Annotated in this window: 12 protein-coding genes; 8 read left to right on the top strand and 4 right to left on the bottom strand. The window is 69.9% G+C overall.

What is annotated here, in order from left to right:
• Positions 1-234 precede the first annotated feature (234 nt).
• The 5 genes from malQ (at position 235) to AWC19_RS20055 (ending at position 6,207) form a co-directional block, all read left to right on the top strand.
• On the top strand, positions 235-2,391 hold the full coding sequence (gene malQ, locus AWC19_RS20075) for a 4-alpha-glucanotransferase (protein ID WP_085079769.1): 2,157 nt from the start codon (positions 235-237) through the stop codon (positions 2,389-2,391).
• Positions 2,392-2,426: 35 nt separating this feature from the next.
• Complete coding sequence (locus AWC19_RS20070; RefSeq protein ID WP_085079768.1) at positions 2,427-3,305, top strand: LLM class F420-dependent oxidoreductase; 879 nt, start codon at positions 2,427-2,429, stop codon at positions 3,303-3,305.
• Positions 3,306-3,310: 5 nt separating this feature from the next.
• The gene (locus AWC19_RS20065) at positions 3,311-3,781 is read left to right on the top strand and encodes a nuclear transport factor 2 family protein (protein WP_085079734.1); all 471 of its coding nucleotides are present in this window, start codon (positions 3,311-3,313) and stop codon (positions 3,779-3,781) included.
• A 314-nt stretch (positions 3,782-4,095) separates the two neighbouring features.
• Positions 4,096-5,841, top strand: a complete 1,746-nt coding sequence (locus tag AWC19_RS20060) for a molybdopterin-dependent oxidoreductase (protein ID WP_085079767.1) — start codon at positions 4,096-4,098, stop codon at positions 5,839-5,841.
• Positions 5,842-5,925: 84 nt separating this feature from the next.
• Positions 5,926-6,207 (top strand): hypothetical protein, encoded by a 282-nt coding sequence (locus AWC19_RS20055; RefSeq protein ID WP_085079733.1) that lies wholly within the window; start codon positions 5,926-5,928, stop codon positions 6,205-6,207.
• A gap of 22 nt (positions 6,208-6,229) precedes the next feature.
• Here the strand turns inward: AWC19_RS20055 and AWC19_RS20050 are convergent, their stop codons facing one another.
• A complete protein-coding gene (locus AWC19_RS20050; RefSeq protein ID WP_085079732.1) occupies positions 6,230-6,658 on the bottom strand; it encodes a type II toxin-antitoxin system Rv0910 family toxin in 429 nt (142 codons plus the stop codon).
• Positions 6,659-6,726: 68 nt separating this feature from the next.
• On the bottom strand, positions 6,727-7,284 hold the full coding sequence (locus AWC19_RS20045) for a hypothetical protein (protein ID WP_085079731.1): 558 nt from the start codon (positions 7,282-7,284) through the stop codon (positions 6,727-6,729).
• 248 nt (positions 7,285-7,532) lie between these two features.
• Between AWC19_RS20045 and AWC19_RS20040 the strand changes: the two genes are divergently transcribed.
• From AWC19_RS20040 to AWC19_RS20030, 3 genes are all read left to right on the top strand, one after another.
• A complete protein-coding gene (locus AWC19_RS20040) occupies positions 7,533-9,296 on the top strand; it encodes a DUF4407 domain-containing protein (protein WP_085079766.1) in 1,764 nt (587 codons plus the stop codon).
• Between the two features lie 120 nt (positions 9,297-9,416).
• Positions 9,417-9,761 (top strand): DUF732 domain-containing protein, encoded by a 345-nt coding sequence (locus AWC19_RS20035; protein WP_085079730.1) that lies wholly within the window; start codon positions 9,417-9,419, stop codon positions 9,759-9,761.
• A 192-nt stretch (positions 9,762-9,953) separates the two neighbouring features.
• Positions 9,954-10,406: a DUF6941 family protein gene (locus AWC19_RS20030; RefSeq protein ID WP_085079729.1), complete on the top strand. Its 453-nt coding sequence runs from the start codon at positions 9,954-9,956 to the stop codon at positions 10,404-10,406.
• Between the two features lie 141 nt (positions 10,407-10,547).
• On the opposite strand, the gene AWC19_RS20025 is transcribed toward AWC19_RS20030, so the two are convergent.
• Positions 10,548-10,835, bottom strand: coding sequence for an ANTAR domain-containing protein (locus AWC19_RS20025; RefSeq protein ID WP_085079728.1), 288 nt, complete (start codon positions 10,833-10,835; stop codon positions 10,548-10,550).
• 301 nt (positions 10,836-11,136) lie between these two features.
• A complete protein-coding gene (locus tag AWC19_RS20020) occupies positions 11,137-12,405 on the bottom strand; it encodes a CaiB/BaiF CoA transferase family protein (protein ID WP_085079765.1) in 1,269 nt (422 codons plus the stop codon).
• Between the last annotated feature and the right edge of the window lie 36 nt (positions 12,406-12,441).

Genomic DNA, 12,441 nt, shown 5'->3' with positions numbered 1-12,441 from the left:
CGGCCTTTTTTGGTCCGCCCGGCCGGCGCCCGGTGCCCGCGGCCGCGCGCCGCTGAGCTGGCGGTCCTGCTGTCCCCCACTGATCCCCCGGCCCGATCTTCCACGTCTGCTCGCCTCGTTATAGGCATCGTTACAGGCATCGTAGCTGCGGTTGGTCCACTCGTCCTGCCAATAGCCCGCAACGCGGTGCCCCGCCGACGCCGGTCGGCGGTGGCCTCAAGCAAGATGGGCGGCATGACGGAGCTGGCGCCCTCGCTGGTCGAATTGGCCCGGCGGTTCGGCATCGCGACCGAATACGAGGACTGGACCGGCCGGCGGGTGCCCGTCGCGGAGGCCACCCTGGTCGCCGTGCTGGCCGCGGTCGGGGTCGCGGCCGGCACCGAGCAGGAGCGCAACGCCGCCCTGGCCGCGCAGGTGCGGTCGTATTGGGAACGCCCGATGCCGGCGACCATCGTCGGGCGCACCGGCGAACCGATTCGATTCTGGGTGCACGTAACCCACGGCGATCCGGCCGAGGTTTGGTTGCAGCTCGAGGACGGCACGGTGCGCGGCGGGGTGCAGCAGGTCGACAACTTCACGCCGCCGTTCGAACTGGACGGGCGCTGGATCGGTGAGGCCAGCTTCGTGCTGCCGGCGGAACTGCCGCTGGGATATCACCGGGTGCACCTGCGCTCCGGTGCGGCCGAGACGAGCACCGCGCTGATCGTCACGCCGGACTGGCTCGGGCTCCCTGAGCGCCTCGGCGCCCGCCGGGCATGGGGGCTGGCCGCTCAGCTCTACAGCGTGCGATCCAAGCAGTCCTGGGGCGTCGGCGATCTCACCGACCTGACCGACCTGGCGGTGTGGTCGGCGTCCCGCCACGGCGCGGACTATGTGCTCGTCAACCCCCTGCATGCGGCCGGGTTTTCCGGGCCGACCGGCCGTATGGAGCCGTCGCCGTACCTGCCGACGTCGCGGCGCTTCGTCAACCCGATCTACCTGCGCGTCGAGGCGATCCCGGAATTCGCCGAGCTGGCCAAGCGGGGCCGGGTGCGGCGGCTGCGGTCCGAGGTTCAGCGGCGAACCGCCCAACTCGACGCCATCGACCGCGACAGCGTGTGGGCGGCCAAGCGCGCGGCGCTCAAGCTGATCCACGAGGTGCCCAGGTCGGCGGGCCGCGAGCTGGCCTACTCGGCGTTCCGCGATCGCGAGGGAACCGCGCTCGACGACTTCGCCGTCTACTGCGCGCTGGCCGAGGAATACGGCGGCGACTGGCATCGCTGGCCGGAGTCGCTGCGGCACCCCGGCGCCGAGGGCGTCGCCGGTTTCGCCGAAAGGAATTCCGACGCGATCGATTTCCACCGTTGGCTGCAGTGGCAACTCGACGAACAGCTCGCGGCGGCGCAGTCGCAGGCGATTCGGGCTGGCATGGCGCTGGGCGTCATGCACGACCTGGCCGTCGGTGTGCACCCCGACGGCGCCGACGCCTGGGCTCTGCAGGACGCGATGGCGCTGGGGGTGACGGCGGGCGCGCCGCCCGACGAGTTCAACCAGCTCGGCCAGGACTGGTCGCAGCCGCCCTGGCGGCCCGACCGGCTCGACGAGCTGGAGTATCGCCCCTTTCGGGCGCTGATCCGCGCGGTGCTGCGGCACGCCGGCGGCGTCCGCATCGACCACATCATCGGGCTGTTCCGGCTGTGGTGGATCCCGCAGGGCGCCTTGCCGACGCAGGGCACCTACGTGCGCTACGACCACGAAGCGATGATCGGCATCGTCGCACTGGAAGCGCACCGCGCCGGGGCGCTGGTCGTCGGGGAAGACCTCGGCACCGTCGAACCCTGGGTGCGCGACTACCTCTTATTACGCGGCGTGCTGGGGACCTCGATCCTGTGGTTCGAGCTGGACCGCGACGGAAACGGCGGGCCCCTGCCGGCCGAGCGGTGGCGAGAGTACTGCCTGTCGTCGGTGACCACCCACGACCTGCCGCCGACCGCCGGCTACCTGGCCGGCGACCACGTGCGGCTGCGCGAGTCCCTGGGCCTGCTGACCCGGCCCGTCGAGGATGAGCTGGAATCCGACCGCGCCGAGCTGGCGGCCTGGATGGCCGAGCTGCGCCGGGTCGGCCTGCTCGGCGACGGCCCAGACGTTCAGGACGACCCCGACCGCGTCATCCTCGCGCTGTACCGATACCTCGGCCGAACGCCGTCGCGGCTGCTGGGTGTGGCCCTGACCGACGCGGTCGGCGACCGCCGCACCCAGAACCAGCCCGGGACGACCGACGAATACCCCAACTGGCGCGTCCCCCTGACCGGGCCCGACGGCCGCGCGATGCTGCTCGAGGACGTGTTCACCGATCGCCGGGCGGCCGCCCTCGCCGAGGCCGTCCGCGAGGCCATCGCGCCTCCGGGATGAGCGACCCCTGTTAGCTTCAGGCAATGAGCGCTTCCCTGAAGGTCGGGGTCGTAGCCCCGGTCGCCGCCGGCGTCACCGCGGACCCCGATTGGATGGCGGCCTTCGCGGGGCACCTGGAGCGGTGCGGGTTCGAATCGATCGTCGTCGTCGAGCACACCGTCCTGGCCACGCAGTACGACAGCGTCTACCCGTACGACAGCTCCGGGCGGGTCGGGCTGGCGGCCGACTGCCCCATCCCCGACCCGCTCGATCTGCTCGCCTTCCTGGCCGGCCGCACCAGCACCCTGGGACTGGCCACGGGGGTCCTGGTGCTGCCCAACCACCACCCGGTGGTCCTCGCCAAGCGGGCGGCGACCGTCGATGCCCTGTCCGGCGGCAGGCTGCGGCTGTGCGTGGGCGTGGGCTGGCTCAAGGAGGAGCTACAGGCGTGCGGGGCGGAGTTCGCCACCCGCGGCCGGCGCGCCGACGAGCAGCTGGCGGTGCTGCGGGAGCTGTGGGCCGACCGGCCGCAGGGGGCGTCGCATCACGGCGAGTTCTTCGCTTTTGACAACGCCATGTGCTACCCGAAACCCGTTGCGGGCGCAGCGCTTCCAATCCACATCGGCGGGCACAGCCGGGCGGCGGCCCGGCGCGCCGGGCGGTTGGCGGACGGCTTTCAGCCGCTCGGCGTGGCGGGTCCCCAACTCGCGTCGCTGCTGACGCAGATGCGCGACGAGGCGGCGGCGGCGGGCCGCGATCCGGCGGCCCTGGAAGTGTCGCTGGGCCACGCGGTCACCAAGATCGACGCCGAACGCGCCGGCGGCCTCGTCGAGCAGGGGGCCGACCGGCTCGTGTTGTCGATGCCGCCGACCACCGACATCGAAGAGGCCAAGGACATCCTGTCCGCGTGCGCCCAACGGCTCTCGCTGGTCTGACACGGATGAAGCTGTCAGCCGAGGACCGCGCGGCGCTCAGCGACGTGGCGCATCGCTACGCGGCCCACGTCGACGACCGTGAATTCAACGCCGCCGCAATGCTTTTCACTCCGACCGCCGAGCTGGCGGTGCCCGACCCGCCGGCCACGCTGGAGCCGGTCCACTCCCACCGCGGCCGCGGCGCCATCGCCTCCGCGCTGGCCGCCGTCGCGGCGGTGACCCGCACCGAGCACGCGATCGTCGGCGAGGTCTACGACGCGGCCGCAAGGCCCGGCGCCGCGCGGGGACGCATCGCGTGCATCGCGCACCACTGGAGCCGGCGCGGCGACGACGTGGTCGACCTCGTCTGGCACCTGCGCTACGACGACGCCTACGAGCGGACCGGCGACGGCTGGCGGATCAGCCGCCGCGCCTTGACCGTCAATGCGATCGAGAGCCGCCCGGTGCGCCGTTTGCGGCCGCGCGACGGCGCCTAGCGCGGCCGTCCAGAAGGTTATGCCCAAACTCACAGCGACCCCTAAGGAACCGAGTTTGCGGCCAGATTGTGCCGATTGCGCGGCATGTGCGGCGATCGCCATTGATGACGATGCGGATTTTGACCGTCGGCAACTGTTTCCGACGGCCACGCGGCCCGACGGGTCCGTGCCGGAGCTTTTCCGCGAATTTCTCCAAGCGTCATCGTGTTATTTTCGGCCACGTGACGAACACCGAACGCGGGGACCCGCGCCTGGATTCCGCGGGGACCGCCGGGGGGCGGGCAGCGGACTACGGAGACGTCTCCACAGTCGCGGTGGGCACGCCGCTGAAATCCATTCCGGACTACTGCAACGAGATTCACACCGCCGAAGACGTCATCGACGTCGAAACCTACGGCGGCGGCTTCGATCTCACCCGGCGGGCGACGGCGCCGAAGCTGCGCGTCGGCCGCGACAAGTGGTTCAACCTGCTCTGGTTGATCCCGATCGGCTTGGCGCTGCTGGTCGTCGGCGTGGCGATCGGCAAGGGGCTGCACAACATGCCGGCGGTGCAGTCGTTCATCCAGCGTCATCCGGGCACCGACGCCCACACCGGCGTCACGCCCGGCCTGCCCGCGTGGATCGGGTGGACCCACTTCTTCAACCTGTTCATGATGATGTTCATCATCAGGACGGGCATCCAGATTCTCTGCGACCACCCGCGCCTCTACTTCAGCCGCAACGCGACCCCCGGCAAGGACGAGTGGCTGCGGGTCGGCCCGCCGGTACCCGATGACGAGCTGTGGACCGCCAACTCCGACACCGTCGCTCTCCCACCGCAATTCGGGCTCCCCGGGTTCCGTCACTCCATCGGGCTGGCGCGGTGGTGGCATCTCGGCGTGGATGTGCTGTGGCTCGTCAACGGCGCGGTCTTCTACGTGCTGCTGTTCACCACCGGGCAGTGGCGCCACATCGTGCCCACCAGCTGGGACGTCTTTCCCAACGCGGTTTCGGTGGCGATCCAGTACCTGTCGCTGGACTGGCCGACCGACAACGGCTGGGTCGCCTACAACGGCCTGCAGCTGCTGTCGTACTTCACCACCGTCTTCGTCGCCGCCCCGGCCGCGCTCCTCACCGGCCTGGGGATGTCGCCCGCGTTGTCGCAGCGGGTGCATTGGCTGAGCAAGCGGCTGAGCATCCAGCACGCGCGGTCGCTGCACTTTGTGGTGCTGGTGTACTTCCTGTTCTTCATCCTGGTCCACGTGACGATGGTGCTGACCACCAACGCGCTGCGAAACCTCAACCACATGTTCGCCGCCCGTGACGACAACAGCTGGGCCGGCTTCTGGATCTTCACCGCCGCGATGGCGGTGACGGCCGTCGCGTGGGTCTGGGCCACGCCGTTCACCATTCGCCATCCGCGGGTGATCCAGCGGGTCGGTTACGCGCTGGTCGGCCCGTTCCAGCGGATGCTCGAACAGCTGGATCCCAAGCCGGGCGCCTTCACCGAGAAGGACATCTCGCCGCACCACTGGCGCAACGGCCGCCTGCCGGAGACCGTCGAATACAAGGAATTGGAACGCAACGACTTTCGTGACTGGCGGCTGAAGGTCTACGGCCTTGTCGAGCATCCGATGGAGTTCTCGCTGGACGACCTGAAGGCGCTGCCCTACCACGAGCAGATCAGCCAGCACTTCTGCATCCAGGCGTGGTCGGGCGTCGCCAAGTGGGGCGGCGTGCAGATGAAGACGATCATGGACCTCGTCAAACCGCTGCCCGAGGCCAAATGGGTGGTGTTCTACTCGATGGGCCTGGGCGCCACCGGCGGCATCTATTACAACGCCCACCACATCGGCCAGATGGACCACCACATGACGATGCTGGCCTACAACATGAACGACCAGCCGCTGCCTTACATGCACGGAAAGCCGCTGCGGCTGCGCAACGAGCTGCAGCACGGGTTCAAGTTGGTCAAGTGGATCAAGGGCATCGAGTTCGTCGCCGACTACCGCGACATCGGCAGCGGTTACGGCGGCTACAGCGAAGACCACAAGTACTTCGGGCGCCACCAGACCCTCTAGGCCGTAAACCGTTTGCCCGGATGGGCTTTCGGGTAGCCCCGTGAAACGAGCGGTGCAACGAAAGCGACATCTGAGGAGACGCTGATGGGCAACAGCGCGAGCGGCCGGGTCGACCACCGCGCCGGCGGTCGTGGAGACGCGTCGACACCGGACTCGGGTCGTTCTCCCGGACTGGCGGTGGTCGCCGCGGCGGCGCTGGCACTCGTGGTGTGCATGGCCAGTTTCGCGCTGGGTCTCCCCGGCGCCGGCGTTGCGGCCGCGATCGTCGGGCTGCTCGGATTCGGGGCCGGCCTGGCGTGGATTGCCATGGACCGCAGGCGGATCCGTGACGCCGAACGCGGCCGGACCGCGAATGACGCTCGGTAGCCCGAGATAGGGCGAGCTGCTGTTACTGCAGTGCCGCCAGGTTGTTCACCGATTTGCGGATGTCGTTGCGCAGGACCCTGGCAACCAGCCCTCCTACGGGCCCGCTGAGCAGCCCGCCGCTCAGGTCGGCGGTGAGGTGAAAGGTCGACCCGGGATGGTTGTCGGTGATGTTCATCGCCACCCCGATGCGGATACCGCCCCGCCCCCGGCCTTGCAGCTCAATCGCTTTCGGCTTGTCGTAGCAGGCGACCTTCCAGTGGACGACGTTGCGAAAACCCTTGACCTTGACGCACGACGAGACGCAGGTGCCCTCCTCGATCGTCTCCGGGACGGGTCCGCGCCAGCCGCCGAAGATGGTCATCCACTCGTCGAACCGGCGCAGGTCGGACGCCAGCTTCCACGCGGTCCCGGGGTCCACCTTCGACGCCACCGAAACGTCTACTCGTGCCAACTTTTCGCTCCTCCCCGACGAACATCTTTCCCCGCATACCCGGGCCGGGCGCAGCGGTAAACCGGGACCTAGGGCCACGCCTCCTCGAGCTGTTGGGCGACATCGATGACCTGCGCGGCTTGAGCCTGCGGTGCGTCGATCTCCTCGGCCACGTACGCCGCGACGAACCGGCGGATCTCCCCGTCGACGCCGGCCAGGATGCGCAGCACCTCACCGCGGAAGGACCTCGACGACACGTTGACGGTGATGTCGGACGGGCGCGGTTTGGCGACGTCGACGATCAGCAGGAGCGGTTCGGCCGCCCGCGCGGTGGCGCGCAGCGCGACGTCCCCGGAGACGACGAAGCGCTGCTTGTCCAGCCGCAGGTCCAGCAGCAGATCGATCGACAACGGAATGTGGATGACGAACGTGATGGGGTCCCCGAGGCGCCGGGTGACCTTCGGCTCGTGAATCTTGACGTTGGCACTGACTTTGGCGATCCCGCCGGGGCCCTGGGCGATCGGCTCCATGGCAAACTCATTGCCCGCGATGTCGGCGAAGGCGGCGGCGACACGCTCGGGGGTGACTGCGACCTCGAAGAATCTGCGGCCAAACTCTTCGTAGGTGACATAACTCAGATTTTGCATAGGCTTATACCGTCTCACGTCCCCTGCCGGAACGGTCGTTGATCCGCTCGCGTCGCAGCATTTCCGCGGCGGATGTGCCCGTTGCCCCTCGCAACGCGAACCGACGCAAAGCAAAACCGATGGGTATCACGAGGATGTGATCCGCACCCGCCCGCGCCCTGTGAACCGCGCCACACGCGGGGCGCTTCGATTCGGTGTGTCGACCGCCGGCCTGGGAGGCTGGAGTGACTTGGAGGTGTTTGGAGCTGATGTGCGCCCAGGATTTTTCTGAGCCGCGCTCGTTCGGGTCCCGCGTCGAGGGACTACTCACCTGGCTGGGCGGCGGACATCGGCGCGAACTCGGAGAGCGCCACGAGCGGTCCAACCACGCCGTAGCCGGGACCGTCGTGCTGTTGGGCGCCGCCCTCGCCTGGCCGGTCGCCGCCCTGGCGCTCGGCCAGTCGGCGCGCTGGTCACCGGCCGCCGTCGTGGCGGCGACGCTCGTTTTCGGGCTTTTGGTCGGCGCGGTGCTTCGCGGGACCGCCGCCGGCCCGGAGGGGGGCCGGGCGGGCACCGTCGGACGCGCCGCCGTCGCGGCGGCGCTCGGCGTGGTGGTCGGCGAGCTCGCGGCGCTCGTCGTGTTCTCCAGCGCGATCGACCACCGGCTCGACGAACGAGCCCTGCGCAACGCCGACTCGGCCCCCGCCGTCGCGCAGGCGTCGGAGTCGCTGCAACAAAGCGAGGGTGCGCGCGCCGCGCTCGACGGCGCCGTCGAACGGGCCCGCGCGCGCCAGGACCAGGCCTTGGTCGTCGCACGGTGCGAATACCACCCGACGCCGCCGTGCCCTCAGACCCGGATCACCGGCGTGCCCGGCACCGGACCCGAGACACGGACGGCCGACGAGCTTCTCGCCGACGCGCAGCGCGAGCTGGACAACGCGCTGGCGGCCCGGGACCGTCAGGCGCCCGAGCTGGACGCCAGGATTTCGCGCGAGCAGCAGGCCCTCGCGCAGGCGCGCCACGACGTCGTCGCCAACGCCGGTCGCAGCCTGGGCGCGCGGTGGGTCGCCATGAACGACGTCACGTTCGCCGGCCCCGAAGCCAGCCCCGGGGCCAGGGCGCTGCGGCTGCTGACGATCGCGTTTTTCGCGCTGCTGTACCTGCTGCCGCTGATTTTGCGGCTGTGGCGCGGCGAGACGACCCACGATCGGCATGCGGCGGCGCGCGCCGAGCGCGAACGCGCCGAGGTGGAGGCCGAGACCGCGATCGCGATCAAGCGCGCCGAGGTGCGCCGCGAGGCCGAGATCATGTGGGCCGAGCATCAACTCACGCAGGCCCGGCTCGCCATCGAGGCCCAGGCCGAGATCGACCGCGAACGGCAGCGCCGCCGCGTCGCCGAGGCGCTGGAGGCCCCGGTCGCGGCGCCGTCGGAACGTGGCTTCGAGCCCCCAGGGGAAGCCGTGGGAGAGGCCGCCCAGGCGGAAGCGGTGTATCTGCCGATCGCCGCCGAGGCGGAGGCGGCCAGCCGCGCGATCGCCCCGGCGCCGGATGACGAGGTGGAACCGCGGGACGAGCGGGCGGCGCCGTTGATTCCCTCGATCCCGGACGCGACCAAGGCGGCGGCGCGCTGGATCCGCCCGCTGGTGCCGCCATTCGTCGCCCGGGTGATCGACAACACGACTCAGCCGCTGCGCACCGCGCGGCAGGTGTTCGAGGAGGTCGAAGAGATCACTTTTGCGTTCAAGCGCACCCGCAAGGTGCGCGTCGACTCCGAGAGCGGCGCCGCCGCCGCGCACCCCCAAGCCCCCGGCGACCCCGCCGCCCCGGCATGGATCGCATCCTCGCGCGCCGAGACCGGCCACGGTTCGCACCATTTCCCGGCACCCGAGTTCGGCGGCCGCGAGCCGCACCCGCCGGCGCGGCCGCTGGACGCCAGCGACGCCGGTCGCCTGTCGCTGGGTTCGCCGGAGCGCGACCGCAAGCCCGAGCTGACAGGGCGCGACGGGCCGCGCCAGCTGCCGCCGGCGGAGTAAGCCGCGGGCCACCTTCGCGCACAGGGTCATTGGACTTCATCGGGCGGCAAGCCCTTGTTAAATTCCCGTTGGCTCGCAAGGGATGCGTGCTTAGCGGCCCTTTGCGACAATCACGGAACTATGAGACTCGTACTGCTGCTGGCAAGCGCCGCCGTGGTGGTCGGCGCCGCCGCGCCGGCCTACGCCGACCCCGACGCCAAGGACCAGGCCTTCCTCACCGCCCTGAGCCAGGCGGGGCTGACCTACATGAACGCCGACCGCGCGGTCACGGCCGGCAAACAGGTCTGCAGCCTGGCCGACGGCGGGATGACCGGCGAGGAAATCGTGAAGAACCTCCAGGAGCGCAACCCGGGATTCCAGGGCCAGGGCGCCGCGAAGTTCGCGGCGATCGCGGCGTCGGCGTACTGCCCCGAAAAACTCACCCAGACCGAGGACGGCACGCCCCCGAAGAGCAACGGCGCCTAAGCCCCACGCCTCTGGTGATCCGGCCGCCGGCCCGCTGGGTTATGGTGGCGGTCGGCGAAGCGCACGACGCGGTGCACCGCGTTCACCCCGCTCCGCCACCTAGGTCCCGTGAAACGCTCACGGTGGGCAGGCCGGGAAGGATGTCGTGGATTCGGATCTTGCGATGAGGGCTCGAAGAGCTTCGGCCGGCGCATGAAGATCAGCCTGTTCCTCGCCGACGCCGCCCAGGCCGATGCCCAGTCCGGCAAGGTCCATGCCCTCGGGCTCGGGTGGCGGCAGTGCCAAACACCCACGCCCCCTTTCGCTTTGGTGTTATTCCTGGACATCGACTGGGACGAGACCAACAAGCAGCACCGGCTCACCTGTCAACTGCTGACCACCGATGGCGAGCCGGTGGTGGTGCGGGGAACCCATGGCGCGCAGCGGATCTCGTTCGAATTGTCGGCGGAGGCCGGGCGCCCGCCGGGCGCGATCCACGGCACTTCGGTCCGGATGCCGCTCAGCCTCAACATTCCCGCCGGGATACCGCTGGACCCGGGAATCTACGAGTGGCGCGTGGAGGTCGAGGGTTTCGAGCAGGCCACGGTGGTCGAGGCGTTCGTCGTGGTCGGCCAACCGCACGCCCCCGCGCCGCCTTCCATTTGAGGTGCGGCGGCGTAAGCGCGTGCCGTCGCCGGCACAGAAATTCGCGCCGGGCTGAGCCAACGCCCGCAGAACTCGACAAAGGGTTGGCGACGGCCGCGGTACCCCCCAAGGACCCCGGCCGTGCCAAGCCCTATGCGCCGCTCAGCAGCGCGCCCCCGATTGGGCGAACAGCGAACCCCACTCGTGGCGGGCCGCCAACTGCGCGTCGGTGAAGCTGGGTGTCTTCTCGCCGTCGCCGGCCAGGTGTACCAGCGCCCAGGCCATTGCGAACACCGGAACCCGGTGACGCACCGCGGCGTTGTGCAATTCGTCGAACTCCTCGTGCGAGGGGCATCGGCGAAGCCCGATGAGAATCCCCCGCGCGGTGTCGAGAATGCGCCCGGAGTTGGGGCCGTACGATGTCTGGGCTGGAACCCAGTTCGCCATCATGGTTGTCGATACCTCCTGTTGCGCCCTTACGAAATCCACTGCTCCCGTAGCGAAGAGAATCTCCTGCGGTGCGCATCGTCGCGCCCGCGATCCTCAAAAGGCGCCATTAGCAATGATTTGCGGCCGCGCCGGATGGCGCCAGGTCACCGCCGGTATCGGTATGGTCCCGTGACCGTCCCGATACCCACTCCGTCACCCGTCGCCCGGCGACGCCGAACGTGCCGTCAGGGCGGAAAAACCGCGGAAAAGTCGCCATGAAAGCACGCTCGGCGCAAGGCCGCTCGGCCCGTCGTCGCGCGTATCACAGGATGGCGCCGAGGTCCTTGGCCTTGATGATGTCGTCCCAGTCGACGTCGAGCTCGCGCAGGATTTCCTCGGTGTGCTGGCCGTGCTCCGGGGCCCGCGCGGGGGCCGGCGGCGTTTCGTCGAATTGAACCGGCGCGGCGACGATTCGGTACTTCTCCCCGTGGTCGTCGACGTTTGTCACCACGTACCCGTTGGGCTCGACCTGCGGGTCGTTCAGCGTCTCGCGCGGCGTCGCCAGCGCGGCCCACACCCCGGGTTCGTCCCGGAGCACCTGTTGCCAGTGCGCAAGGTCATGGCGCGCAAAGGCCTTCGCGAAGATTTCGGTCGCGGCCGCGGCGTTGGCAATCAGGTTGCCCGACGGGACGAATCGTGCGTCGGTCGCCAATTCGCCCAGGCCCATCCGTTCGCAGAACCCGGCCCAGTATTTGTCGGGCTGCAGGAACACCAGCTGAATCCACCTGCCGTCCTTGGTCTGGTACCTGTTGACGAGCGGGTTGATCGCCAGGCCCGGCGGGGCGCCGGGGATGCCGTCGATGTCGAAAAAGTCGGCCGCCGATATCGACGGCGCGATCGCCCACATCGCCTGCGCCAGCAGCGAGGAATCCACGATCGCCGCTTCGCCGGTGCGTTCCCGGTGGAACAGCGCCGCGCACACGCCGCCCGCCAGGGTCGCGCCGCCCTGCAGGTCGCCGAAGCCGGGACCCTGCACGGCCGGGTTTTCGCTGCCGAACGGGGTGAGCGTGTAGGCCACGCCGCCCCGGGCCAGGTAGGTGGCGGCGTCGAACCCGCCGCGATCCCGGTCCGGGCCGCGGACCCCGAGCCCGGTGCCGCGCGCGATGATGATGTTCGGGTTGAACGAGCGGATGTCCTCGACGGTGAGTCGCGCCCGCTCGAGCGCGCCGGGCAGCCAATTGGTCAGGAACACGTCCGCGCTGGCCAGCAGCCGGCCGAACAATTCGCGGCCCACCTCCGACTTGATGTCGATCGCGATGCTGCGCTTGCCGCGGTTGCCCAGCTCGAGGATGAAATCGGCGTCCGGGCGGGCCGCTTCGCGGGTGAAACCGCCGACCACCAGCGCGCGCCCGGGATCCCCCGAGGCCACGCCCTCCACCTTGATGACGTCGGCGCCCCAGTCGGCAAGGGCGGCGCCGGCCGACGGCACGTACGTCCACGACGCCAGCTCGACTATCCGGACCCCTCGAAGGACTCCTCGACCGACGCCTCGCGGCTCGCCTGGACGGACGTTCTCGCGCGCGCCGGACATCGCCATCCTCTCGGTCGGCACCCATTCCTTGCTATT

The organism is Mycobacterium palustre, assembly GCF_002101785.1.
Taxonomy (GTDB): Bacteria; Actinomycetota; Actinomycetes; order Mycobacteriales; family Mycobacteriaceae; genus Mycobacterium; species Mycobacterium palustre.
This window is presented reverse-complemented; position numbering and strand designations above follow the sequence as displayed.